Source organism: Streptomyces sp. NPDC058469 (assembly GCF_042721125.1).
Lineage (GTDB): Bacteria > Actinomycetota > Actinomycetes > Streptomycetales > Streptomycetaceae > Streptomyces.
Map to the genome: position 1 here is coordinate 26,094 of NZ_JBHXME010000043.1, position 23,894 is coordinate 49,987.

20 protein-coding genes and 3 pseudogenes are annotated in these 23,894 nt (G+C 68.7%); 5 read left to right on the plus strand and 18 right to left on the minus strand.

Going from position 1 to position 23,894, the window contains the following annotated elements; all coding sequences use genetic code 11:
- Positions 1–21: 21 nt before the first annotated feature.
- The 10 genes and pseudogenes from ACFWP5_RS20105 to ACFWP5_RS20150 form a co-directional block, all read right to left on the minus strand.
- Positions 22–1,530 carry an aldehyde dehydrogenase family protein gene (locus ACFWP5_RS20105; protein ID WP_384157939.1) on the minus strand — a complete coding sequence of 503 codons (1,509 nt, stop codon included), beginning with the start codon at positions 1,528–1,530 and terminating at the stop codon, positions 22–24.
- A 16-nt stretch (positions 1,531–1,546) separates the two neighbouring features.
- Complete coding sequence (locus tag ACFWP5_RS20110) at positions 1,547–2,320, minus strand: gamma-glutamyl-gamma-aminobutyrate hydrolase family protein (RefSeq protein WP_384157942.1); 774 nt, start codon at positions 2,318–2,320, stop codon at positions 1,547–1,549.
- A complete protein-coding gene (locus tag ACFWP5_RS20115; RefSeq protein WP_384157945.1) occupies positions 2,320–3,426 on the minus strand; it encodes a Zn-dependent alcohol dehydrogenase in 1,107 nt (368 codons plus the stop codon). The genes ACFWP5_RS20110 and ACFWP5_RS20115 overlap by 1 nt, the downstream gene beginning before the upstream one ends.
- Entirely contained in the window at positions 3,426–4,781 is a 1,356-nt protein-coding gene (locus ACFWP5_RS20120) for a glutamine synthetase family protein (RefSeq protein ID WP_384157948.1), read from the minus strand. The genes ACFWP5_RS20115 and ACFWP5_RS20120 overlap by 1 nt, the downstream gene beginning before the upstream one ends.
- Positions 4,774–5,394, minus strand: a complete 621-nt coding sequence (locus ACFWP5_RS20125; RefSeq protein WP_384157951.1) for a hypothetical protein — start codon at positions 5,392–5,394, stop codon at positions 4,774–4,776. Before ACFWP5_RS20125 ends, ACFWP5_RS20120 begins: the two co-directional genes overlap by 8 nt.
- Before the next feature lie 51 nt (positions 5,395–5,445).
- Entirely contained in the window at positions 5,446–6,312 is an 867-nt protein-coding gene (locus tag ACFWP5_RS20130; RefSeq protein WP_384157954.1) for a phytanoyl-CoA dioxygenase family protein, read from the minus strand.
- A 1,065-nt stretch (positions 6,313–7,377) separates the two neighbouring features.
- The gene (locus ACFWP5_RS20135) at positions 7,378–8,469 is read right to left on the minus strand and encodes an integrase core domain-containing protein (protein ID WP_384157957.1); all 1,092 of its coding nucleotides are present in this window, start codon (positions 8,467–8,469) and stop codon (positions 7,378–7,380) included.
- Between the two features lie 355 nt (positions 8,470–8,824).
- Positions 8,825–8,923 (minus strand): annotated as a pseudogene (locus ACFWP5_RS20140) (mismatch-specific DNA-glycosylase); the annotation flags it as partial.
- The gene (gene purB / locus ACFWP5_RS20145) at positions 8,920–10,362 is read right to left on the minus strand and encodes an adenylosuccinate lyase (protein WP_033283481.1); all 1,443 of its coding nucleotides are present in this window, start codon (positions 10,360–10,362) and stop codon (positions 8,920–8,922) included. The gene purB and the pseudogene ACFWP5_RS20140, both read right to left, overlap by 4 nt.
- Before the next feature lie 140 nt (positions 10,363–10,502).
- Complete coding sequence (locus tag ACFWP5_RS20150) at positions 10,503–10,853, minus strand: DUF4326 domain-containing protein (protein ID WP_384157960.1); 351 nt, start codon at positions 10,851–10,853, stop codon at positions 10,503–10,505.
- A 165-nt stretch (positions 10,854–11,018) separates the two neighbouring features.
- Here ACFWP5_RS20150 and ACFWP5_RS20155 point away from each other — a divergent pair, with 165 nt between their 5' ends.
- Positions 11,019–12,287 (plus strand): recombinase family protein, encoded by a 1,269-nt coding sequence (locus ACFWP5_RS20155; RefSeq protein ID WP_384157963.1) that lies wholly within the window; start codon positions 11,019–11,021, stop codon positions 12,285–12,287.
- 176 nt (positions 12,288–12,463) lie between these two features.
- Here the strand turns inward: ACFWP5_RS20155 and ACFWP5_RS20160 are convergent, their stop codons facing one another.
- Together ACFWP5_RS20160 and ACFWP5_RS20165 are read right to left on the minus strand one after the other, a co-directional pair.
- Complete coding sequence (locus tag ACFWP5_RS20160; protein ID WP_384157966.1) at positions 12,464–13,369, minus strand: NAD-dependent epimerase/dehydratase family protein; 906 nt, start codon at positions 13,367–13,369, stop codon at positions 12,464–12,466.
- Positions 13,370–13,468: 99 nt separating this feature from the next.
- Complete coding sequence (locus ACFWP5_RS20165; RefSeq protein ID WP_384157969.1) at positions 13,469–14,347, minus strand: alpha/beta fold hydrolase; 879 nt, start codon at positions 14,345–14,347, stop codon at positions 13,469–13,471.
- Between the two features lie 72 nt (positions 14,348–14,419).
- On the opposite strand from ACFWP5_RS20165, the gene ACFWP5_RS20170 reads away from it, so the two are divergent.
- The gene (locus ACFWP5_RS20170; protein ID WP_384157972.1) at positions 14,420–14,893 is read left to right on the plus strand and encodes a MarR family winged helix-turn-helix transcriptional regulator; all 474 of its coding nucleotides are present in this window, start codon (positions 14,420–14,422) and stop codon (positions 14,891–14,893) included.
- Between the two features lie 422 nt (positions 14,894–15,315).
- Here ACFWP5_RS20170 and ACFWP5_RS20175 read toward each other — a convergent pair.
- The 5 genes and pseudogenes from ACFWP5_RS20175 to ACFWP5_RS20195 form a co-directional block, all read right to left on the minus strand.
- A pseudogene (locus ACFWP5_RS20175) lies at positions 15,316–15,660 on the minus strand (nuclear transport factor 2 family protein); the annotation flags it as partial.
- A 119-nt stretch (positions 15,661–15,779) separates the two neighbouring features.
- On the minus strand, positions 15,780–16,241 hold the full coding sequence (locus ACFWP5_RS20180; protein ID WP_384157975.1) for a hypothetical protein: 462 nt from the start codon (positions 16,239–16,241) through the stop codon (positions 15,780–15,782).
- A 251-nt stretch (positions 16,242–16,492) separates the two neighbouring features.
- Positions 16,493–16,663: a Tn3 family transposase gene (locus tag ACFWP5_RS20185; RefSeq protein WP_384157978.1), complete on the minus strand. Its 171-nt coding sequence runs from the start codon at positions 16,661–16,663 to the stop codon at positions 16,493–16,495.
- A gap of 424 nt (positions 16,664–17,087) precedes the next feature.
- Positions 17,088–17,485 (minus strand): annotated as a pseudogene (locus ACFWP5_RS20190) (sensor histidine kinase); the annotation flags it as partial.
- Positions 17,486–17,651: 166 nt separating this feature from the next.
- Complete coding sequence (locus ACFWP5_RS20195; RefSeq protein ID WP_384157981.1) at positions 17,652–18,503, minus strand: slipin family protein; 852 nt, start codon at positions 18,501–18,503, stop codon at positions 17,652–17,654.
- 605 nt (positions 18,504–19,108) lie between these two features.
- Between ACFWP5_RS20195 and ACFWP5_RS20200 the strand changes: the two genes are divergently transcribed.
- On the plus strand, positions 19,109–21,958 hold the full coding sequence (locus ACFWP5_RS20200; protein ID WP_384157984.1) for a cation-translocating P-type ATPase: 2,850 nt from the start codon (positions 19,109–19,111) through the stop codon (positions 21,956–21,958).
- Positions 21,959–22,297: 339 nt separating this feature from the next.
- Positions 22,298–22,645, plus strand: a complete 348-nt coding sequence (locus tag ACFWP5_RS20205; RefSeq protein ID WP_384157987.1) for a helix-turn-helix transcriptional regulator — start codon at positions 22,298–22,300, stop codon at positions 22,643–22,645.
- On the opposite strand, the gene ACFWP5_RS20210 is transcribed toward ACFWP5_RS20205, so the two are convergent.
- Positions 22,588–22,809, minus strand: coding sequence for an STAS domain-containing protein (locus tag ACFWP5_RS20210; protein ID WP_384158032.1), 222 nt, complete (start codon positions 22,807–22,809; stop codon positions 22,588–22,590). The genes ACFWP5_RS20205 and ACFWP5_RS20210 overlap by 58 nt on opposite strands.
- On the opposite strand from ACFWP5_RS20210, the gene ACFWP5_RS20215 reads away from it, so the two are divergent.
- Complete coding sequence (locus ACFWP5_RS20215) at positions 22,774–23,631, plus strand: hypothetical protein (RefSeq protein ID WP_384158038.1); 858 nt, start codon at positions 22,774–22,776, stop codon at positions 23,629–23,631. The genes ACFWP5_RS20210 and ACFWP5_RS20215 overlap by 36 nt on opposite strands.
- Positions 23,632–23,894 lie beyond the last annotated feature (263 nt).

Here is a 23,894-nt window from a genome sequence, read left to right on the forward strand (position 1 = left end):
CCTCACTGCCGGGACACGCCCTCACAGCGCGATCCAAGTCGTCTTGAGAGCCGTGAACTTCTCCAGCCCGTGGATGCTCTTGTCCGCGCCGTGGCCGGACAGCTTGCGCCCGCCGAAGGGAACCGAGTAGTCGCCCTCCTCGAAGCAGTTGACCCACACCAGGCCGGCCTCGATGGCCCTGGACATCCGGTGGGCGCGGCCCAGGTCGCCGGTCCATACCGACGAACCCAGGCCGTAGTCGGAGTTGTTGGCGATGCGGACGGCCTCGTCCTCGTCGGAGAAGGTGAGGACGGAGAGCACCGGCCCGAAGATCTCGTGCTGGGCGAGCCGGTCGTCGGGCCGGACGTTCACGAAGACCGCCGGTTCGATGTACCACCCAGGTCGGTCGAGCGGCTGGTCGGAGCCCAGGACGAGCTTGGCGGAGGTCTCCGTTCCCTTGGTGATCTCGGCCAGTACGTCGTCACGGTGGCGCCTGCCGGCCAGCGGTCCGAACTGCGTGGCCGGGTCCAGCGGGTCACCGATGCGCAGGGCCGACAGGTGCTCGACGACACCGGCGACGACCTCGTCGTGGATGTCATCGTGCACGATCAGCCGGGACCCCGCCGTGCACATCTGACCCGAGTTGAACGCGATCGCCCAGGCGGCGGTCCTGATCGCCTCGGCCATGTCGGGTGCGTCGGGGAAGATGATGTTCGGGGACTTGCCGCCGAGCTCCAGCCAGACCGGCTTGGCATTGGACTCGCCCGCATAGGTGAGGAGTTGCTTGCCCACGTCGGTGGATCCGGTGAACGTCAGTGTGGCGACGTCGGGGTGGCGGCCGAGAGCTGCGCCGGTGATCGGTCCGCTGCCGGTGACCACCTGGAGCACTCCGGCGGGCAGGCCTGCCTGGTGGGCCAGTTGGGCCGCGCGCAGCATCGACAGGGGCGACTGGCTGGCGGGCTTCAGGGCGACGCTGTTCCCGGCGATCAGGGCGGCGGGCACCTTGAACGTCGACAGGGTCATGGGGAAGTTCCACGGTGTGATGGCCGCGATCACCCCGAGGGGCTCGCGGGTCACCAAGGCCAGGGCGTTCTCCCGGCCGCGAGGGGATTCGTCCATGATCTTGTCGGCGAGTTCCCCGTACCAGCGGATGAGGCCGATGACGGTCCGCATCTCGACGGCCCAGGCGTCGGTAATGGGCTTGCCCATCTCCAGTGCGACCAGGAGCGCCAACTCGTCGCGGTGCTCCTCCAGGAGGTCGGCCCAGCGGATCAGTACCTCGCCCCGTTCGCGCGGTTGGAGCCGCGACCAGCGTCCGCTGCGAAAGGTGTGGTGCGCGCTCTTGACGATGGCGTCGATGTCGGCTTCGTCGGCGGCGGGGAGGTGTGCGACGACCTGGCCGTCACGCGGTGACACCAGGGGAGAGGTCGCCCCGGTGCGGGCGCCCGCCCAGTCGCCGTCCACCCACATTCCCTGCGGTATGGATATGGACCGGAGCAGGTCGAGCCATTCGTCCTTCGTCGTGGGTGCGGGCTTGCGTGTGCTGCTCATGGGTATTGCTTTCCTCTCAACGAGCCGCGGACGGACCGGCGGGTCGGTGTGTGCCGGACGCGGCGGCTGTCAGCCAGGCGAAGGCGGGGTCGGTGGTCGCCTGCCATTCGGGATGCCACTGGATGCCCAGGACGGGCCGGTCCGGCAGTTCGATCGATTCCACGACACCGTCGGCGGCCCGCCCGGAGACGACGAGCCCGCCACCGAGGACGTTCACGGCCTGGTGGTGCCAGGAGTTGACCTGCCTGTTCGCGCCGTACACCGACGCGGCCAGCGAGCCGGGCGTGAACGTCACCACGTGGTCGGGATCACCGTCGGTCAGGGCCTCGTTCAGCGAGTAGTGCTCCACCTCGCTCGCCGGGAGGTCGGGTACGAGCCGGCCGCCGAGCGCCACATTGAGCAACTGGTGCCCCCGGCAGACCCCGAGCACCGGCACGCCGCGGTCGACCGCGGCGTGGATCAGCGCCGCCTCGTAGGCGTCGCGCTCGACGTCGTGGGCCATGGTGCTGCACCGCGGGTCGGCGTCGGCCGGCAGCGCGCTCTCGTCCCCGCCCCATCGTCCGGGGTGGACGTCCTGGCCACCCGTGATGATCAGGCCGTCCAGACGTTCCACGGCCTCCGCGGTCCCGGCCTCGAAGGGCAGGTGCACGGGAATGCCGCCGGCGTCGGCGACGCAGCGCGCGTAGTCGGAGAAGAAGGAGTCGACATGACGCCCGGCGAATCTCTTGTCCATGCCCTGGGTCAGACTCGCGCTCAGCCGGCGTCCGGTGATTCCCACCAGCGGTCGCATCAGATCTCCCCGATGTCGGCGACCACGCGGGTCGCGCTGCCCGAACTCAGCGACGCGAAGCCGCTGTTGATGTCGCGCAGGGTGACGCGCTCGGAGACCATCTCGTCGAGCAGCAGACGCCCCTGCAGATAGAGGTCGACATACCGGGGCACGTCCACCTTGAACTGGTTGGATCCCATGAAGGAGCCCTGAAGCCGCTTCTCCTGCAGATACAGCTCCGACCCCTTGATGGCGATCGGTACGGTGTCCGGCACCATGCCCACGACCGTGGCGAGGCCGCCGGGCCCGAGCATCGAGAACGCCTGCCCGGCCGTGACACTGTTTCCGACGGCTTCGAAGCTGAAGTCGGCACCGCCGCGGGTGAGTTCACGCACCGCCTCGACCGGATCAACTTCTCGGCCGTTCACGGTGTGCGTCGCGCCGAACCGGACCGCGGCCTTCAACTTCTCCGGGACGATGTCCACGGCGATCACCTGAGCGGCGCCCGCGATCCGGGCTCCCTGGATCGCCGCCATGCCGATGCCCCCGGTGCCGATGACCACGACGCTGGCTCCGGGCTGGACGCGTGCACTGCGGAAGACCGCGCCGAGGCCGGTCGTCACCGCGCAGCCCAGGATGCTCGCGGTGGCCAGGGGCATGTCCCGGGGGATGGCCACCAGCGCGTTCTGGTGGACGACCATGGCCTGGGCGAAGGCCCCGATACCGGCCGTCGGGCGCACCGGGCGCCCCGCGGCGTTGAGGAGCCGGGGCCGGGGACGGTCGTGCGACAGCCCGTTGCGGTTCTCGCACAGCGTCAACTGGCCGTTGGTGCAGTACCGGCATCGTCCGCAGAACACGGACAGGCAGGTCACGACGTGGTCGCCCGTGCGCAGCCCGATGACGTTGGAGCCGGTGGCCTCCACGATCCCGGAGGCCTCGTGGCCGAGGAGGATCGGCGGCTCGGTGTCGAAGGTGCCGTCGATCTCGTGCAGATCCGAGTGGCACAGACCGGCGTTGACGACCCGGACCAGCACCTCATCCGGTCCGGGGCAATCCAGCTGGAGCTTCTCGATCTCCAGCGCGCCGGGTGCCGTGTTGAGGACCGCCGCCTCGATCGTCGCGCCCATCACGGCAGCTCGAAGTAGCGGTTGGACTCCCACTCGGTGAGACCCGCGTCGGGGTCACCGCCGGTGGTGTGGAACTGCAGCCATTCCCACTGCCTGGTGCCGAGCCAGTAGTCCACCAGTTCCTGCCCCAGGACATCGGTCAGGAGGGTGTCGGCCCGCAGGGCGTCGGCGGCCTTGCTGATCGTGTTCGGGATCTTCGGCATCCCCGGCGGGAGGGACCAGGCCATGTCGTCGAACGGCTCGGGCGGATCGATCTTGCCGTCGAGGCCGGCCACTCCGCCGGCCAGTACCGCGGCCAGCACCAGATAGATGTTCGCGTCGGCGCCCGGGGTCCGGTACTCCAGGCGCGAGTACTTCGGGTGACCGACGACCGCACGTACGGCCGTGGTCTTGTTGGCCACGCCCCAGGCGATCGTCGTCGGCGGCCCTTCCAGCTCCTGGAGGCGGCGGTACGACGTGATCGCGGGAAGCGCGAACGAGGTCGCCGGAGCCAGGGTGGCCATGACGCCGCCCAGGAAGTGGCTCATCACGTCCGAGAGGCCTGCCTCGGCGTAGAAGACGTTCTCGCCGTCCCGCTCCAGCGAGACGTTGATGTGCGAGGCCTGCCCGTACTCGTCGCACCACTTGGCCATGAACGTCACACATCGGTTCTGCTCGAAGGCGACCTCGCGCATGACCTGGCGGGTACGGGCCCAATAGTCCGCCGCAGTGACCGGATCGGCCGGGGCGACGTTGAACTCGATCTGTCCCGAGGCGGCCTCGTCACCCCATGCTTCCCAGGGAATGCCCAGTTCCTCCAGCCGGCGGGCCACCGCCAGCATGTAGTCCTCCCAGTCCTTGGACTTGGCGAGGTGGTAGGCCGACCCAGCGCTGCCGCCCAGCGGGGTGAGCCCGCGATGACCCTTGCTCCGGGCCTCCTGGATCGACTCCTCGAAGACGGTTGCCTCGATCTCCACGGCGACCTTCGCCTCGTACCCCCGTTCGGCGAGCCGGTCGGTCATCCGCTGCAGCGCGTTGCGGGGACACGCCGAGACCGGATTGCCTTCCGGGTCCCAGAATCCGCCTATGACCGACGCCCGCCCCGGCGCCCACTTGACGAGAGTCGACAGGTCGACGTGCAGGAAGATGTCGGCGAGGTCGCCCCGCCACGAGGGCATGGCGAACCCGAACTGCGGTGCGTTCCCCAGATCGAGACCGAACGCCACGTCGGCGAAGGCGAAGCCGGACCTGAGCCCGGACCTGAACTTCCGCGGCGAGACGTTCTTGCCGATGAACGCGCCTTCGAGGTTGGTGCCCTCGATACGGATCGACTCGATGCGGTGTTCTTCGAGCCAGGCGTCGATGTCCTCAGCCATGGAACCTCACCTTCAACGATGCGCCCGCCATGACGGAGAGCTGGGTCATGGTTCCCCGGACAGCGAGGGAGCCGGTGTAGACCTCGTCGAGGAACACGTCGGCCCCCGTCAGCACCCGGGTGAGCTTCTCGGCCTCGCCGCTGATGACGTAGCGCGGCCGGCCCGCACCGAGGACAAGCTCTTCCTCCTCGCACACAACGACGAGCTCCCGGGGCATCCCAGGATCCTGGGAGGTCATCGCCCAGAAGCGCGAGGCAGCGTCCCTCCAGTGCGGGAGGTCGGGTTCAAGGAGCCGCAGTACCGCGGTCACGAGTGGCGCGTCCGGCTCGTCTCCGTCGACCGACTGGACGGCGAAGCGGTTGGCCAGGTCCACGGTGAGGGCGACGTGCGCGTCGGAGGGGATGCCGTGATCGACCCGCACCCGGTCCTCCGTGAACCGGATCGTGACTGCCTGGGGGTCGTCCTTCGACTTGACGACCACCGTCTTCCGGAGGGAGGCCATGACACTCAACGACTCCGGGTCACGCGCGGCGGCCCGAAGCGTGCGGCCCACCGACAGCACGAGCGGGGTCGGGTCGTCCTCAAGTACCACCGATACAGCAGGGTCGGTCACGGCCGACTCTCCAATCGTCTTGATCTCTGGTTCCTGTTGCCGATGGGGGAGTCAGAGCTCGAGGTAGTCGGCGAGCTCGGTGTAGTCGACCTGCCAGAGGCCGGGGGAGCCGGTGGGGTACTGGGAGCGGAAGCCGATGAGGCGCTGCACGTGCTCGGGCAGCGAACGGGCGAGCTCCTGGTCGACGATGAAGGGGTACGCCTCCTCGGGGGTGAGGAAGCCAGGCTGAAGGGCGAAGGCCACACCACGCCGGTAAAAGTCCGTCGTACGGTTGGGTCCGCCGCCGTGCGAGACCTTGCCGTTGATGAACAGGACGTCACCGGCCTGCATTTCGGCGGGGATGGTCATCTCAGGGGTGCCGCGGTCCTCGTAGTCGGGCCAGTGGTTGCTGCCCGGGATGACGCGGGTGGCGCCGTTCTCGTCGGTGAAGTCGGTCAGTGCGATCAGGAAGTTGATCATGACCATGGGGCCGGCCGGACCCATGCTGATGAAGGGGTAGTTGTTCTCCAGGTCTCGGTGGAGCGGCTGCGCCTTGTTGCCGGGGCCGATCTCGATGACCTGGGCGGTCGTCATCCAGTACGAGCCGGACTCCTCGTTGAACATGGCGTCGGCGAGGGGCTTGACCAGCTTGTGGTCGATGATCTCTTCGCGGAACGTCTTGCTCAGGCTGACGAGGTTGGTCAGCCGCTTGGTGTTCGTGCCGTGGAAGTCGGCGATGCCTTCCATCTCGTTCTTGGTGCCGGGGGTCAGTGCCTGCATCGCGGGTTCGACCTCGGCGTTGAACCGGCTGACCTGGGCGGGGGTGAGGAACTCCTTGATGATCACGCCGCCGTCATCGGCCACGATCGCGAGGATCTCCTCGATGGGGGTGCTGTTGGGCACCGACCGCAGCGTGACATTCGTCGTGGTAGCACTCATCACTGATCATCCCTTTTCGCGCTGAGGTGGGCGTGTGTCTGATGGGTGTGACTTGGGGGAGCCGGCCCCCGTGTGACCGGGTCCGCTGCCAGGTCGGGGCCGCCCCGGCGGTGTACGCCGACGATTCCTGATCAAATGACCAGATCGTATGACCAGAATGATTCACGGCCTGGGGCGTGTCAATGGCTCGCTGCGAATCGCCGACGACGACCCGTACGGGAGGTGAAGGTCGCTGGTCGAGCAGAGGTTTCGGGGGCGTTGCGGATTACTGCGCCCTCCGTTAACCGCCCGGCCGCTGACCTTCGCGGTTCCCCGCGAAATACCTGCTGCTTCGGGAGCGGGCCCGGCTGGGGTCCGAGTTGCTGCGCACGCTGGTCGCCGCCACGGCCGGCGCACTCGCCGAGTAGGGCACCGTGGTGGCGTTCTGGTGGCGGCGGAGTCGGTGACGGTGGACGTTTGGCCCGAACGGGCCGCCGCCTGGGCGGTCCTGGCTCCGGACGGTCGTCGGTCGCGGACGAGCCGAGGCTGATGGTCTGGGGTTCCGGCAGACGATCACGCGCGGGCTCGGGTCAGGCGGGCGGTGACGAACTCCCCCTGCTGGGCAGAGACGTTGAGACTCCAGTCGTCCAGGAGGCACCAGCCCGGCGGCTGTCCAGCGATGACCGGGTGCCCAGAGCGGGACGCATCCCTCCCGTCAGCTCGGACGAAACGATCGTTGGCTGTACTTGGTGCTCGGTGCGCTACCAGGCTCGCCGATACGGACGAGCAGGATCCGACTCGGTGCGTCCTGCACCTCGAAGTTCGGGTACGAGAGGGGCATCCGGCCCGCCACGAGGTGGTGGAGGGGCCTGGGCCTGTTCCCCGGGAGGCCGACGTGCTGAGGCGCCCAGCTCGGCGAGCTCATCGATCAGCGCCGCGGTCCGGGGACATGGCGCTCGTGGCCGTGCGCGAGGCGCACTACGGCGACGGTGTCACGCGCCACGGCGTCCTACTCCAGGAACAGGGTGCGCGCCGCAGGTCGCAGAAGAGGGAGCGGTGCGGGTGCCGAATAATCATCCGCCCTGCTCAGGCTGCATGTTGGTATTCGTGGAGCGTTCCGCCGAGTCGATCTCGTCGGCGGATCCCCAAGTGCTTGATCTGTCCCGGTTCGATGGTCGGTTCGGGCAGTGGGCGGAGCGGAGCCGCTTGCCCCAGAGCCCGATGGGGGCGATGCCGGTTGTAGAACGACTCGAACTCGCGCAGAGCATGGAGCAAATGGCGCTGATCCCAGATGAGGGTGCGGTCCAGCAACTCGCGCCGACAGGTCTGTATCCACCGCTCCGTGATCGAATTCATCCGCGGCATCCGGACACCGCTGAGGACGACCGCCAGCCCGGCGTCGGCCATCACGGCGTCGAAGGCCTTCGTGAGCTTCGAATCCCGGTCGCGGATCAAGAACTTCGCATTGCTGCCCGCGTCCTGGAGATCCATGGCAAGGTTGCGCCCGAGCTGCACCACCCAGTCCGCGGCGGGGAGTGCGGTGGCGCCCAGGATCCGGATCCTGCGAGTGGAGTGCTCGATGACTACGAAGACGTACAGGCGCGCGCCGGCCAGCGTGCGGGTCTCGAAGAAGTCGCAGGCGAGGAGCGCGTCGGCCTGGCTGCGCAGGAAATCGGCCCAGGTCGTGCCCTCGCGTTCGGGTGCAGACGGAATGCCGTGTTCCTTGAGGATCTCCCAGACGGTGGAGGCGGCGACGTTGATGCTGAGCGCCGCGAGCTCACCGTGGATGCGCCGGTACCCCCATGAGGTGTTCTCGCGTGCCAGGCGGAGCACCAGGATGCGGATCGATCGGATGGTGGGCGGGCGCCCTCGACGCCTTGGAACGCACGTTGCGGCGTGGCGCCGTTTGAGCAGGTCGCGGTGCCAGCGCAAGATCGTGTCGGGGCGTACCAACAGCGGGAGTTGGCGCAGCTTGTCTATCGGGAAGTGGTGGAGCAGACCGGCGAGCAGCGCGCGGTCGGTGTCGGTGAACGCGGGCTTGCCGACCTGACGCTGCAGGACCAGCAGCTGGTGCCGGAGCGCGAGGATCTCAATGTCCTTGTCCCGGTCGCTCATCGGCAGTAGTCGCAGGAGCGTGAAGGTGTTGGTCACGGCGAGGTAGGCCAGGCGCAGCAGCACGACGGATCATGATGCCGCGGCGCCGCGCCCAGGGGAAGACAGCGGGGCGAGCAGCCGGTATGGCCAGAGATCAGTGATCAAGGCCACCACCTGGGCGGATGATTTATCGGCACCCGCAGAGCCGGTGCAGCAGCGCGGCCAGGAACCCCCGGTCACTCGGGGCGAACCGCATCCGATCCCGGCCGAGTTGGCGTTCCAGCACCGCCGAGATCGGGGGAGTAGAGGGCGTGTATGCGAACGTGACACCGGGAATGGAGTTCCGGATCGCGGAAACGCTCACCGTTTCCCAATCTTTTCCCAGTTGATCTTTAGAATCGTGTTCCTGTGCAGGTCAGCGCTGTATTTTTAGATGTCGGTTGATGCCGCAGAACAGCACGCCGAGGCCGTCCGCGACGACGTCCGGTACGAGACGGTCGCGGGCGGCCTCCAGCTCGGCCTGGGTGAAGCGGGTCAGAGGATCGCCCCCGGGGTGTAACCCGCGGCCTCCGGGTGCTGCTTCGCGAGCTCCTCGACACGGGCGACGACGACGGCGACCTGGTCGGCCGCGGCGCCCGTGAAGGACAGCTTGTCGGCCATCAGCGCGTCCAACTGGGCGCGGTCGAGCGGGATGCGCTCGTCGGCGGCGAGCTTGTCCAGCAGCTCGTTCCGCTCGGCGCCCTGCTCACGCATCGCCAGCGCGGAGGCGACGGCGTTCTCCTTGATGGCCTCGTGCGCGACCTCGCGGCCGACACCCGCGCGGACCGCGGCCATCAGCACCTTGGTCGTCGCGAGGAACGGCAGATAGCGGTCCAGTTCACGCGCGACGACGGCAGGGAACGCGCCGAACTCGTCGAGCACGGTGAGGAACGTCTCCAGCAGCCCGTCGAGCGCGAAGAACGCGTCGGGGAGAGCCACCCGGCGCACCACCGAGCAGGACACATCGCCCTCGTTCCACTGGTCGCCCGCCAGCTCGCCCGTCATCGAGGCGTAGCCGCGCAGGATGACCATGAGGCCGTTGACGCGCTCGCAGGAGCGGGTGTTCATCTTGTGCGGCATCGCGGAGGAACCGACCTGGCCGGGCTTGAAGCCCTCGGTGACCAGCTCGTGCCCGGCCATCAGCCGGATCGTCTTCGCGAGCGACGAGGGCGCCGCCGCGACCTGCACCAGCGCGGTCACGACCTCGTAGTCCAGCGACCGCGGGTACACCTGGCCGACCGAGGTGAACGCCTGCGAGAAGCCGAGGTGGGAGGCGATCCGCTGCTCCAGCTCCGCGAGCTTCGCCGCGTCGCCGCCGAGCAGGTCCAGCATGTCCTGCGCGGTGCCCACCGGGCCCTTGATGCCGCGCAGCGGGTAGCGGCCGAGCAGCTCCTCGACCCGGCCGTACGCCACGAGCAGCTCGTCGGCGGCGGTCGCGAAGCGCTTGCCGAGGGTGGTGGCCTGCGCGGCCACGTTGTGCGAGCGGCCGGCCATGACCAGCTCGCCGTACTCACCGGCCAGCTTGCCGAGACGCGCCAGAACGGCCACCGTACGGTCGCGCATCAGCTCCAGCGAGAGCCGGATCTGCAACTGCTCGACGTTCTCCGTCAGGTCCCGGGACGTCATGCCCTTGTGCACCTGCTCGTGCCCGGCGAGGTCGTTGAACTCCTCGATCCGCGCCTTCACGTCGTGCCGCGTGACCTTCTCGCGCTCGGCGATCGAGGCCAGGTCGACCTGGTCGAGCACACGCTCGTAGTCCGCGATCGCCGCGTCCGGCACCTCGATCCCGAGGTCCTTCTGGGCCCGCAGCACAGCGAGCCAGAGCTGCCGCTCCAGCTTCACCTTCTGCTCGGGAGACCAGAGCGTGGCGAGCTCGGTGGAGGCGTAACGTCCGGCGAGGACGTTCGGGATGCGGGGCTTGGCGGGAGCGGAAGTCACGTGTACGGATTCTACTGGCGATTCGTGCAGGCCAGCGCCAGAGATCGGTTCGGCGGAAGCTACGAGACCCACGTCACGGTCCGACATCCTCGGCTACGAGACCCACGCCGCGGCCGGGATCTCCGCCCACAGGACTCACCTCACGCCCCGCACTCCCCACCATCCGCAAGCTCAGCCAACACCCCGGCATGGCAAACCAGCGGCGCACACCAACAAGCCAGTACCCGTCCCCGCAGCGCCGGCACCAGGTCCAGCAGATCAGGCCGCTCCAGAAGATACGCCCGGTACCTCGTCATCACCTCCGCGCGCGTGCCGTCCCGGCGGCGCGTGGGGGTGTCGTAGGCGAAGGGGTTGTAGAGCGGGTGGCGGGGGAGGTCCCAGCCGCCGAGGGTCCAGCGGCGGCCTACGTAGACGATCTCCTCCGGGGCGAGTTCCAGGCGGGGGCCGTACTCGTGGATGTGGCCCCTGATGTTGATCACCCGCGTGGTCATGGGGAGTTACGCCGCCGGGCCCCCGTAGGGCAGCAGGTCCGGGTGTTTGGGGGAGCGGCCGTCGCCGGACGGTGTGACACCCGCCCAGGTTCCCTTCACGTAGGGCAGGGGGCGCGTACGGCAAGGGGGGCGGCGCAATCCGAGCACCAAGGAGCACCACCCTCGATGGCCGCCAAGCCTCTCATAGACCTCTGCCTGCGCAAGAGTAAAGACTTGCGGGAGGACGATCACCGCCGAGAGCAGTCCACCGACACGCAGGAGGCCTCCGGGCGTCGCTGGACCGACCGCAACGGCTACACCGTCCGTCATGTGTGGGTAGACCTGGCGTCCGGCTACAAGGCGGATGCCAAGCGTCCCGACTTCCACAAGGCGCTAGCAGCGCTACGGAACCGTGAGACCTCGGCGCTGTGGTGCTACATGGTGGACCGGTTCTCTCGCCAGGGTGCCCGTGCTGTCCTCGACGTGATCGACCCGGCAGACGGCACCGAGCCCGGCCGCCTGATCTTTGAGTACGACAACCTTGACTCCGCGAACGAGCGAGACAAGCGCTGGATCTTGAACCGGGCGATGGACGCCAAGGAATACAGCGATCAGCTTTCCGCGCGTACGAGGGACACCAAGCAGCAGCAGCGGGAAGACGGGCAGTGGGTTACGGCTCAGCCCCCGTACGGCTACCGCGTCGAGATCATCGGCAAACGCCGTCAGCTCGTGTCTGATCCTGCCCCAGCCAAAATCGTGCAGGAGATCTTCCGGCGGGTGAGCGCCGGCGAATCTGCGCGGACGATCTCCGGTGACCTGAACGCGCGAGGCATACCGGGGCCGTCTGGGGGCGCGTGGCAGCACGCAGCGATTAGCCGGACCATCTCGCACCCTGCGTACGCGGGATGGCAGGTGATCAAGGAGGGGCGGCGGCTCGTCGCCTACCGGAATGAGCCAGGTGAGCGCGTCAGCCTGGGCACGGGGCTGGTGGATGAGGCTGGCCAGCGGCATGCACAGGGCGTGGCGGCGGGCAAGATCCGTTCGCTGGCCGGCGAAGGAACTCCGGGCCCTGGCAAGGAGTCTCACCTCCTCACGGACCTGCTGCGCTGTGACGGGTGCAAGCGCGCGATGACCTTCCGTGGGCTCTCGTACAAGTGCGAGAAGCGGCGGGCGAGCGGCATCTGTCCGGCCCCAGTGTCCGCGTACGCCGATGCACTCGAACGGGAGATTGTCGGCCGCCGGCCCCGCCCGGCGAGACCCGCTTGTAGACCAGGTTCGCCACTGAGGGGCCCCTTCCGTGCTGAGGATCGGACCCTGCCTGTCGTCAAACCCTGTCAGCAATCACCATCGGATGGGATTGGATCCGCGCCGCCGACAGACCCCGAAAAGTCCGGGTTCATTGGACGCGCGCCGCGCCTGTCGTCATTCGTTCGTTTGACGACAGGCGGCCAGTAGCTCGATCCCGCGCAGAACCCGGCCAGCCGACACGTCAGCGGGGATGCTCGTTCGGGTCGTTCTCGGGTCAGGCGGGGTGGCTCTGGGCCCAGGCTCGGTACGCGAGGTCCGTGCGGCGGGAGAGACGGGGACCGGAGTGCGGGGCGCTGAACGCGTTACCCGCACCCGGGTGCGTGTCATGCGGCGGGGCGGGCGGCCTTCCAGGCGCGGTAGTGGCGGGCGGGGTCGTCGGTGAAGGAGGTGTGGCGTGGGATCCAGCCCAGGAGGCGGTGGGCCTTGGCGCTGGTGACCAACTCGTCCTGGTCGGCGGCCAGTTGCATCATGCCGCCCGCCTCCGCGCTCTCCAGGGCGATCTCGCCGGCGTGGCCGGCGGCCCGTACGGCGGTGCGCTGCATGTCCAGGGCGGTCAGCCGCTGGTCGTCGGCGATGACGAAGGTCTCCCCGTCCACGGCGGCGGGGTTGTCGAGGATGCGGACGTAGGCGTCGGCGAGGTCGTCGACGTGGACCCAGCTCCAGCGCTTGGCGGGGTCGCCGTAGAAGACGGGGTTGCCCGCCTCGGCGGCGGCGAACCACTGGGCGGTCATGGATGTGGTCGCGGGGCCGCCGTACATGAACCCGGGGCGGACCACGGTGTGGGCGAGGCCGGACGCGGCCAACTCCCGTTCCAGCGCGAAGCGGAAGCCGATCGGGCTCTCGGGGTTTCCGGGGGTGTTCTCGTCCATGAGGGGCAGGCCGGTGCGGCCGTAGGAGGAGATGCCGGTGGTGAAGACGAGATGGCGGCGACGGCCGTCCCCCTCTTGGGCGGCGAGCAGCTCGGCGAAGAGGCGCTGGTCGCCGCCGACGGGGTCGCTCAAGTCCATCAGCAGGTGGACGACCGCGTCGGTGCCGTCGAGGTGGTCGCGCCAGGTGTCCGACTTGGTGAAGTCGCCCTCTACGGGGGTGACTTCGTCCGCGGTGAGAGCACGGGCCGCGGGCGCGGAGATGTCGCGCGCCAGGCCCAGGACGGTGTGTCCGGCGCGGGCGAGGGCGGCTGAGACACGGCGGCCCGCGTAGCCGGTGGCGCCGATGACGAGGATCTGCATGAGAAGTGCTCCGGGTGCTGTGTCGTGCCGCGCGTCGGGCGGCGGGGTCAAGTGACGGGTTCGGGCGGGGAGTTCAGCTGAGGGGTTCAGGCGAGGCGTTCAGGTGGCGGGGGTGGTGGTGAAGAACCGGGCGAGCCGGTCGGCCGTCCAGTCCGGGTTGTCGGCCGCGAAGGTGTGCGCGGCGCCGGGGACGGTGTCGTGGTGCACGTCGGTCGCGGCTGCGCGGGCGCCCGCCAGCAACACGTCCTGGGGCAGGCCGTGTTCGCCGTTCAGGACGAGGACGGGCATGGTCAGGCGGTCGCCGGCTCGGGCCGTCTCGCCGTCCTGGACGAGGGTGGCGTAGTGCTCGAAGCCGCCGCGCATCGCGTCCGGGCGGGTGTGGGCGCGCAGCAGGTCGGCGCGGTCGGCGTCGGTGATGCCGCCGCCGGTCATCATCGACCAGAAGCCCGACAGGTACTGCTCCTCCTTGCCGGCGGTGAGCATCGCGGCCAGGTCGCTCTGGGCGTGGAAGCCGAAGTGCCATGAACCGCCGGTGGCGGGGTTCATGTGCTCCTCCAGGCCGTAGCCGGGCAGGAACGCCTCGCTGAGCACCAGCCGGGCCACGTCGTCGGGACGGGCCTGGGCCCATGCGTGCGCGGTCATCGTGCCGACGTCGGTGCCGACCACGAAGGCCCGGTCGTGGCCCAGGTGCCGCAGCAGGAGGTGGAGGTCCTCGGCCTCCTCGCGCTTGGTCCAGTGGCCGGGCGGGATCTGTGAGTCGCCGGATCCGCGCAGGTCGGGCGCGATGACCGTGAAGCCTCGTGCCGCGAGCAGGGGCAGCAGCGCCCGCCACTCGATCCAGCTGAACGGCCAGCCGTGCACGAGGACGACGGCGGGGCCGGATCCGCCGGCCACGTAGTGGAGTTGGACGCCATCGACACCGCCGACATCGGCGACATCGTGCTGGAATCCGTCGGGTGCGGGTGCTCGGGGAGACATGCAACCACCTCTTACTTAATTAGTTAAGCAAGCATCACATCGCTTGCTTAACTAGTCAAATACAGTGGACGCATGGAGCCCACCGCCACCGACACCACTCCCCCCGTCGATCCACTGACCGCCGATGAGCTGCTGCTGTGGCAGAGCCTGGGACGCCTGGTCCACTCCCTGCCGCGCACGCTGGAGCAGGACATGGCTCGCACCGGCGTGACCATGACCGAGTTCGCCGTCCTGCTACTGCTGAGCGAGGCGCCCGACCGCCGTATGCGCATGTCCGCCCTCGCTGAGGCCTCCGGCGTCACCCCGCCGCGCATCACGCGCATCATCGAAGGCCTGTCCCGCCACGACCTGGTGCGCAAGGAACGCCACAGCGAGGACGCACGCGGCAGCGAAGCCGTCCTCACTGATACCGGACTGCAAGCCATGCACGCAGCTCAGCCCACGCACCTGGCCAGCGCCCGGCGCCGAGTCCTCGACCACATCCCGGCCGACCTCCTGCCGGGCATCGCCGAAACACTGGCCAAACTCGCCGAGGGCCGGCGCTGACAGCAGCCCTCCGGCCTCCCCCCGGCAGCCGCGCCATACCGACGGTCGACGACAGTGCCGATTTCAGACCCTCCGCCGGATCGAGCTGCGAGCGTTGCGGGAGCGGACCGTGACCGCCGCGTAGACGGCCACGTGGATCCCTGCTGCTGACGGAATGGCTGGTGGTCGAGCTGTGCGCCTGCTTCCTCCAACGGCTGGGCAACGGGGACGAGATGGAGCGGTGGCTGCACGTCTTCGACGATCAGGTGTGCCGGGGCGGACCTCGTCCCGCATTCATCTGGACGTGGACTCGAAGGTCAAGCACGCACAGCGACCACCGGTCGACGGTTCCGCCAAGCGCCGGGAGGCCGGCGTGGCTGCGTCACCGAGCGGCGGTCGCTGTGCCTGTCGGGGATCTGGGAGCGCGGCGCGAAGCAGGTGGGTCAGATCAAGAAGGCGTTCGTTCCCGGGCCGTCGGAGGTGAAGGTGTCGACCTCGGCGATGCGCCGGTCGCGCAGGCGGCAGACCGTGGCGAGGTGCTCGTCGGGGTCGAGCTCACTACGGCGTGCGGTGTTGTGCTGGTACGGGACCATGTTCTCTTGGCTGGTCAGGATGTTCAGCAGTTCGGAACGGACGCCGTATCCGGCGACCTTCTGGAGTTGGGCGATGACAGCGTCGGCGGTGGTGCCGGAGATGTCCTGGTCGCCCGGGAGGGTCCAGGTCGCGTCGTCGTGCAGGAGGGCGTGGATGGCGGGCCAGTCTCCCGCGTGGAGGGCGGAGTAGAAGCGGGTGCCGAGGGCGTGTGCAGCTTCGTTCTCAGGGTTTCCTTGTCGGGCCGCAGACCTTGAAGCGTTTTATATTGCTTTGGTCGCGATGCGACGGCTGGCGTTTGGGCTGATCCCCGAACTCAAGTGGCTGGTGCTGCCCATCGGGCCTCGTGCTCTTGGACGAACTGGGTGAAGGTGCGGGGCGGATGGCCCGTCAGATCGAGTACCGCGGTGCTGAGCTCGTCTTCCCGGCCGGCCCGGACGCTGGCGTCGGCGTCGGCGAGGATCGCGGCGAACCCTGCGGGTATGCCCGCGGCCCGCCGATCGGCTGCCTGCTGGTCCGCACTCGCGTGGACTACCCGGACCGGCCGTCCGGTGCCGACGGTGATGATCGCCGCCGCCTCCTTGTGACTCAGCGCCTGCGGGCCGGTGAGCAGGTAGTCATGCTGATCGCCGGGGACTGCGTCAAGATCAGTCAGCAGGGCCGCGGCGGCTGCCGCGATGTCCCGCACGTCGATCCACCCCAGCCGACCGTCACCGGCGGCGGTACGGATCTCACCGTCTCGCCGGATCCGCTCGCCCAGCGGGTGCGGGCTCAGCACCCAGCTCGCTCAGGTGGTCGACGCCTGGCACCAGGTCGCCGGTCACCTCTTTTGAGCATCCCGCGGCGCCACTCTGTGCTGCGTCCTGGCTGAGTGGCGCGGCCGGGGATGTACGCCCTGCTTCGTCCCCGTCGCCCTGCGCTGGCGCCGGGACCGGCCCGTGTTCTGCCGGGTCAGGCGGCTGCGCCGAAGCCGGAGGCGGTCGGTTCCTGTTTGCGGAGCTGAGTGAAGTCGACGTTCAGGTTCGGGTCTTACACGTCGGGCTGGATGCCGAGTTCGTGGGTGGAATACTCGCCGAACCGTTTGATGTGTTCGGTCAGGTACGGCGAGATATGCGCCAAGTCCTCCGGGTCAATCTCCCAGCCCTCCTCAAAGAGCTGGCGGACGATCTCCGCGATGTCCAGGGCATTGTGGAAGATCACCCACGGCTACGCGGCACTCGCGGTTCTGCTCGCCGCCGGAGCGGCGGTTGGCCTCGTCCACCGCCGCTCCGCACGGCATGACACCGACTTGTGTGTGACGCCGGCCGCCTCAGCAGGCGATGTCGAGCGTGACGACGGCGGACGTGCTGCTCTTGGCGCGGGCGCTCCCGTCGTGCGAGACGGCGACGAGCCCGCGGCTGAGACCCGATCGGGGTGCCGGCGGCTCGTCTCGACGCGGGTGAAGCGGTCGAAGACGTGCGGTAGGAGCTCGGCCGGGAATCAAGGGCCTTGACCGGTGACGGACACGAGGAGAGGCCCGTAGGCCAGTGCCATCGTGCGCGTGAGTGCGACAGGCGGCTTCAGGAAACGACGCCTAATGCTCGTGGACTCGCTCTCGCAGGCGATGCGCTCGAAGGCGCGGAGGTCAGGAGGAGTCGTCGACAGGCAGTTCCAGGTTGAGTCGGTAACCGCCGTCGGTCGTCGGGCCGGAGGCGATGGTGCCGCCGAGGAGTTCGGCGCGTTGGCCCAGGCCGACGAGGCCGTAGTGGGCGCCGAGCAGGGGGAGTGCGGGGCGGTGTTGGTGACGCTGGTGTGGAGGGCGCCTTCGCGGTGGTGGATGCGGACGGTCGCGGTGGCGCCGGGGGCGTGTTCGCGGACGTTGGTGAGTGCCTCCTGGACCGTGCGATAGACGGCGCGCTGGAGGGTGGGCGGGAGTCCGTCGGGCAGGTCGGTCTCCAGTTCGGTCTCGATGCCGCTGACGCCGATCAGCTGGTGGAGGTCGGCGAGGGAAGGGGACGAAAAGCACATCGTCGGTCGGGTACCACCTCGAAAACCTCGAAGGGGAACGCGGGGTCTTGGCGCGCGACGGACGAGGCTGGCGCACCTGCCGCTTGGCGCGCTGAGAAGGCGGCTCCGCTCGGGGCTCGATGTCGAGTTGGATATCTTGCGCTCGGTTTCCACCCGCATGGGCAACCTCGGTGTACGGCGGTCACACGGTCTCTGGCACGCCGTTCGACGTGGGGGCCGGGATCGTCTTGGTGAGGTCGGCGGGCAGTGCCGGTGAGGTGGCCGCGGCCGTTTCCCGGGCGAGGAAGGAGCCGAGTTCGCCGATGGTGCTCATGAGGGGGGCGGGGAAGACGACGGTGGTGTTCTTGTCGACGCCGATCTCCACCAGGCTCTGCAGGTTGCGGAGTTGGAGGGCCAGGGGGTGGGCCATCATCGTGTCGGAGGCGTCGCCGAGCGCGGCGGCGGCCAGGGACTCACCCTCCGCGTTGATGATCTTCGCTCGCTTCTCCCGCTCGGCCTCGGCCTGGCGGGCCATGGCGCGCTTCATGGTGTCGGGCAGCTGAATGTCCTTCAGTTCGACCAGCGTGACCTGAACGCCCCAGTCCGCGGTGGTGACGTCGAGGATCTCGCGGATGTCGAGGTTGATGCGGTCGGTCTCGGAGAGCGTCTCGTCGAGCGTGTGCTGTCCGACGACTTTCCGCAGTGTGGTCTGGGCGATCTGGTTGATCGCCGCATGGACGTTCTCGACGGCGATGACCGACTTCACCGCGTCGGCCACCCGGAAGTAGGCGACCGCCGACACGTCCACGCTCACGTTGTCCCGGGTGATGATGCCCTGGGACTGGATCGGCATGGTGACGATCCGCAGGGACACCCGGTGCAGGACGTCGACGAACGGGATGATGATCCGCAGTCCTGGAGACCGGGTTCCGACCAGGCGACCGAAGCGGAACAGCACTCCTTGCTCGTACTGCTTGACGATTTTCACGGCCATCGCGAGTGCCAGGACGGCAAGAACGGCGACGACGATCAGAAGGAAGACCAGAACTTCCATGTGCTGCTCCTCGGATGAGGACCACGTCGTTGTCGCGAGGTCCCGGTGATGGGTCGGCGGCGCGTGAGCCACGCTGCCACGTGAGCGGGGCGTGGGACGCGGTGCGGACCGCGGGCCGCCGTGTGTCCAGCATTGCTCGCCGCGTACGTCTGCCGCTTGGGCCGAACGGTCCCGACATGCCACGGGGATTCCCGAGGAAGTTCAGCCGATGCCGGCGGAGAGGGACTCTCCCCTCCAGGGTCGACTCGGCGTGATGCCCAAAGCGGTGGCATGGGCGTCCCGGGCGCTTTGGGCGCAGGCCGCACGGAGCCTGGCGATCACACGGTCGGCGATGCTGTCGGCGACCAAGGCGGCCGGTCTCGGTGACCACGACGGGACCAGCCGGCTCTTCCTATGACCGAGTGGCCCCTTTCTGGCGTGGTGGGTCCCGCGTGTCAATGAGACCGAGAGCGCGGCCCGTACGGCAGATGCCATGAGCCGCGGCACACCAGCAGCATGCGCCGACCGGGCCGAGGAGGAACGTCTTCGAGGGCCGGAGCGTGGCGTGCTGCCAATTTCCGGAGGCGGTGGGCGCAGTGGTCCATGAGCATGTCGTACGTGATCCCGTGGCGGAACGTGACGGGGCCGGGTCACGGCTTGCCGATCCGTTGGAGCCGCTGACTCTGCTGCTGCAACATCTGCGCAGTTCGGCCGGGGGACTGTCGGAGCGGGAGGCGGCGCGGAGGCTGCAGGTCTACGGGCCGAACGAACTGGTTCGCCGTGGCGGGACCCGTTGGCCCGCCGAGCTCGCGCGGCAGTTCACCCATCCGTTGGCACTGGTCCTCGCGGTGGCCGCGGTACTGGCATGGGTCAGCGGGAGTCCGACCCTGGCGGTGGCGATCACGGCCGTGATCGTGCTCAACGCGGCGTTCGCGTTCTTCCAGGAGGTACAGGCGGAGCGGGCCGTAGAGGCACTCGCGGCCTTCCTCCCTTCTCACGCCCGGGTAGTGCGTGACGGTCGCTCGCGACAAGAGAAGGCCGTCGCTCTGGTCCCGGGGGATGTGATGGTAGTGGCCGAGGGCGACAGCATCTGCGCCGATGCCCGGCTGCTCAGCGGTGCGGTGCAGGTCGACATCTCCACGCTTACCGGGGAGTCCGAGCCGGTCGCCCGCTCCGCCGAGACCATGGACACCGACGTTCCACTCCTTCAGGCGCGCGACGTCCTGTTCAGCGGGACGGTGTGCACGGGCGGAGAGGCTCTCGCGGTGGTCACCGCGACGGGGATGCACACCGAACTGGGCCGTATTGCCGCCCTCACCGCGCGCGTGTCACGGGAGGACAGCCCGCTGGAACACCAGGTCAAACGGGTCGCCTGGCTGATCGCCGCGGTCGCCGTCGGAGTGGGGGTCGGCTTCCTGCCTCTGGGCCTGCTGGCCGGACTGGGCTGGAGCGCGGCGATCAGCTTCGCGATCGGCCTGCTGGTGGCCAACGTGCCCGAGGGGCTGCTGCCCACCATCACCCTGGCACTGGCCGTGGGCGTCCGGGAGTTGGCCGGGCGCGGCGCCGTCGTCAAACGCCTCAGCGCGGTGGAGACACTCGGCTCGACGACGGTGATCTGCACCGACAAGACCGGCACCCTCACCGAGAACCACATGCGCGTCACCTCCCTCTGGACATCCGAGGGTTCCGCGGACCCACAGGTGCCGACGCCGCAGACCGACCTCGTGGTGCGATCTGCCGCGGCGTGCACCAACGCCGAACTGCCCGGGAGCGCTACGGCCGAGGCGAAGGGGGACCCCACGGAACTCGCCCTGCTGGAGCTGGCCGCAGCCCTCGGCCGTCCGGTCACCCCTGATCAGCGCGCCCTGCAGCGCCGGATCCTGTTCCCCTTCGACTCACGGATCAAGCTCATGACCACCGTGGTCGAGCAGCACGACGGGGAAGGCGGTGCCGTCCTTACGGTGCACACCAAGGGCGCACCCGAAGAGGTGCTCCCCAGGTGCTCCTACCTCCAACATCCGGGCGGCGTACGCCCGTTGACGGCCGACGACCGTGCCGCCGTGACCTCGGCCATGAACGCCTACGCGGAGGCCGGGCTGCGCGTCCTGGCCGTCGCTGTCCGCCAACTGCCCGCCGGAGCACCGGTCCCCGCCCAGCGCGAGGAGGCCGAACTCGACCTGTGCCTGCTCGGCCTGGTCGCCATGACCGACCCTCCCCGACCCCAGGTGGCGGCCGCGATCACCCGTGCCCATCAGGCCGGTATCCGCGTGCACGTCGTCACCGGTGACTACGGAGTGACCGCCGCGGCGATTGCCCGCAAGGTCGGCATCGGCGACGACAAGCCGCACGTCATCACCGGCACCGAACTCGACCAGCTCTCGGAACCGGAGCTGGACCAACTCCTGGCCTCGGAAGGCGAAGTGGTCTTCGCCCGCAGCACACCCGAAGCCAAGCTCCGCATCGCCGACGCGCTGCGCGCCGAGGGCCAGGTCGTCGCCATGACCGGCGACGGTGTCAACGACGCACCCGCGCTGCGCAGGGCCGACATCGGGATCGCGATGGGCCGCTCCGGCACCGATGTCGCCCGGGAAGCCTCCACGATGGTGCTCACCGACGACGACTTCAGCACCATCGTCTCGGCCATCGAGGCCGGCCGCCGTATCTACGACAACGTCCGCAAGTTCATCCTCTACATCTTCGCCCACGCCGTCCCCGAAGTCGTTCCCTTCCTGGTCTTCGCCCTCTCCGGCGGGGCGATCCCGCTCCCGCTGACCGTCATGCAGATCCTCGCGATCGACCTGGGGACCGACACCCTGCCTGCGCTCGCACTGAGCCGGGAACCCGCCGAACCCGGCGCCATGCAACGTCCCCCGCGTCCCCGCTCCCAGAACGTCATCACCCGTGCCATGCTGGCCCGCGCCTGGGGCTTCCTCGGACTGATCTCCGCCGCGCTGGTCATGGCGGCCTTCCTCATCGTCCTGCTGCGCGCCGGCTGGCACCCGGGCGACGATGTCGGCGCGGGCAGTCCCCTCCACCACGCCTACCGGCAGGCCACCACCATCACCTGGGTCGGGATCGTCGCCTGCCAGCTCGGCACGGCCATGGCTGTGCGTACCGAACACGCCTCACTGCGCAGTGTCGGCCTGTTCACCAACAAACCCCTCCTGGCCGCCCTCGGCTTCGCCATGGCCTTCGCCGTGGCCGGGGTGTACATCCCCATGGCCCACACCGTGCTGGGCACGGAAGCGTTGTCCGCGGGCCAATGGGCCCTGGTCGCACCGTTCCCCTTCATCGTCTGGGGCGCTGACGAACTACGCCGCCGGCACCGACGCCGTCCTGAAGCCACATCCGTCAGCTCTGTTGCCGGTCCTGACCACACGGCAGTTGCCGACCTGCAGAGGGAGGGCCTGCCAGACCAGGAGGGACAGGAACTGAACGGTCCGCTGCACAAGCGTGTGCACGATGCCCGGCTGTAGGCCGCTGTTGAAGGTGACGACGGCCGTGACGGCGCGCAGTCCGGCGGGGCTGGCTGCGTATCGGCGCGGCATCAACACCTGTACGGGGAGCAGGCCGACCTTGACGGCGAAGGTGCTGGGCGGCGGCTCCGCCTGCCTTCGGACTGATCGCTGGCGATCGTGACCTTGGGTCTGTGTGTGCCGTCGTTGCCGTCACCCCTCAGTCTCTCGTCGCACTCAAGGACACGCATCCGGCACTCGTGGATTCGCACCGGCAGTCCCTGCCACCATGAGGGAAGAGGATTTCTGGTATTCCTCAACGCGTGTTCGCCGAACCGAAGCGGAGGGGGCTGTTGAGCGATGAATCACCCAGAGCGGCGGTGGACATTTCTGACCAGTCACGCCAGGGTGCTGCTGGCCATCGTCCGGGACCCGACCGCCCGGCTGCGAACCCTCGCCGATGCCTGCCAGATCACCGAACGAGCGGTCCAGGCCATCGTCTCCGACCTCGAACAGGCGGGCTATCTGCACCGCCAACGGGCCGGACGGCGCAACCAGTACACCCTCAACCTCGACCAGCCGTTCCGTCACCCGGCGGAAGACGGCCTCCGCATCGGCGACCTCGTTGGACTCGCTGTCGACAGTGAGGCTCAGCCGCCGAAGACGGCTTCCGCCTCGGTGACAGTGTCATACACCCGCAGGAACTGATCCGCCCCGGTCATCTCAAGGATCCGCCGCAACGGCTCGGGCACGCGCGCCAGTACCAGCACGGCCCTGCTCTCGTTCGCTTGCCGCCAGACTCCGAGCAGTGCGTTCAGCCCGGCTGAGTCACGGTGGTGCGGACGGCGCTCGACGCGCTGATGCTGAAGCAGGACGGTACGGCCGCTGCCGAGAACACGGTGAACCGCAAGCGGACGGTCTTCAGCAACTGTCTCCGGTACGCGGTGGAGCGGGAGTTGCTGACGACCCTGCCCCTCGACAAGGTCGACTGGACCGCGCCTGAGACCGACGACGAGATCGACTTCCGGTTCGTCCCCGGCTCCAAGCTGGCAAGGGCGTTTATCGATGCTGTCGGTGAACAGGGCGAGCGCGGGCGGCACTTGATGGCGTTCTTCGGCTGCCTCTACTACGCGGCCAACCGCCCTGGTGAGACAGCCAGTCTCCGCGAGAACGACTTCACCCTTACCGAAGAGGGCTGGGGTGAAGTCCTGTTTCTCCACGAGCATGTCCGGAGTCGGCTCCGGATGGACCCACACGGGCGAGTAGTTCGATACGTGCGGCCTGAAGAAGCGGGCCCGCAAGGCGCCGCGGCCGGTACCGATTCCGCCGGTTCTCGTGCGCCTGGTCCGCAAGCACATCCAGGAGTTCGGTACGGCCGAGGACGGCCGGCTGTTTCGTGCGGCCCAGGGGGTCACCTCCTGTCCAAGGAGTGCGGGGAGGTGCGGAAGGCAGCCCGCCTCGCAGCGCTGTCGGAATCTGAGGCAGCCTCCCCACTGGCTGACGTGCCGTACTCCCTCCGGCATATGGGCGTCTCGCTGTGGCTTGAGCCCGGCGACTCCCCGGCCGAATTCGCACGCCGGGCAGGCCACAGCATCGCGGTCCTGTTCCGCTTCTACGCCAAGGCCATCCACCGCAACCAGCAGCGCGCGAACCAACAGATCGAACGCGCATTGGAGGCGGCCGACGAAAACTGACAACGAGGCACGCAGTTCCGCTCACCCAGATCGTGGGCGAGCGGGACTGTGTCGTATGCGGTTCCTTCCACAAGTACGCGCTGATCGTTCCAGCTACTGCTCCCTTGGTCCTGCTCGCCTCCGTGCTGGGCCTCGCCGGTGAGAGGCGCACGTCCTGCCGCACCGCCGGCCGAGCCGGCTGAAGCCCCGCCGAGGCACCATTGACCCCGGCGGCCCCTGCCCAGCTCCGGCGCCCTCGACGAAGTCACCATCCGCCTGACCGA

What these genes read in the sequence shown, in the direction of transcription:
- ACFWP5_RS20105 (WP_384157939.1), bottom strand. Translation starts at nt 1,530, where the DNA reads ATGAGCAGCACACGCAAGCCCGCACCCACGACGAAGGACGAATGGCTC.
- ACFWP5_RS20110 (WP_384157942.1), bottom strand. Translation starts at nt 2,320, where the DNA reads ATGCGACCGCTGGTGGGAATCACCGGACGCCGGCTGAGCGCGAGTCTG.
- ACFWP5_RS20115 (WP_384157945.1), bottom strand. Translation starts at nt 3,426, where the DNA reads ATGGGCGCGACGATCGAGGCGGCGGTCCTCAACACGGCACCCGGCGCG.
- ACFWP5_RS20120 (WP_384157948.1), bottom strand. Translation starts at nt 4,781, where the DNA reads ATGGCTGAGGACATCGACGCCTGGCTCGAAGAACACCGCATCGAGTCG.
- ACFWP5_RS20130 (WP_384157954.1), bottom strand. Translation starts at nt 6,312, where the DNA reads ATGAGTGCTACCACGACGAATGTCACGCTGCGGTCGGTGCCCAACAGC.
- ACFWP5_RS20150 (WP_384157960.1), bottom strand. Translation starts at nt 10,853, where the DNA reads ATGACCACGCGGGTGATCAACATCAGGGGCCACATCCACGAGTACGGC.
- ACFWP5_RS20155 (WP_384157963.1), top strand. Translation starts at nt 11,019, where the DNA reads ATGGCCGCCAAGCCTCTCATAGACCTCTGCCTGCGCAAGAGTAAAGAC.
- ACFWP5_RS20160 (WP_384157966.1), bottom strand. Translation starts at nt 13,369, where the DNA reads ATGCAGATCCTCGTCATCGGCGCCACCGGCTACGCGGGCCGCCGTGTC.
- ACFWP5_RS20165 (WP_384157969.1), bottom strand. Translation starts at nt 14,347, where the DNA reads ATGTCTCCCCGAGCACCCGCACCCGACGGATTCCAGCACGATGTCGCC.
- ACFWP5_RS20170 (WP_384157972.1), top strand. Translation starts at nt 14,420, where the DNA reads ATGGAGCCCACCGCCACCGACACCACTCCCCCCGTCGATCCACTGACC.
- ACFWP5_RS20195 (WP_384157981.1), bottom strand. Translation starts at nt 18,503, where the DNA reads ATGGAAGTTCTGGTCTTCCTTCTGATCGTCGTCGCCGTTCTTGCCGTC.
- ACFWP5_RS20205 (WP_384157987.1), top strand. Translation starts at nt 22,298, where the DNA reads ATGAATCACCCAGAGCGGCGGTGGACATTTCTGACCAGTCACGCCAGG.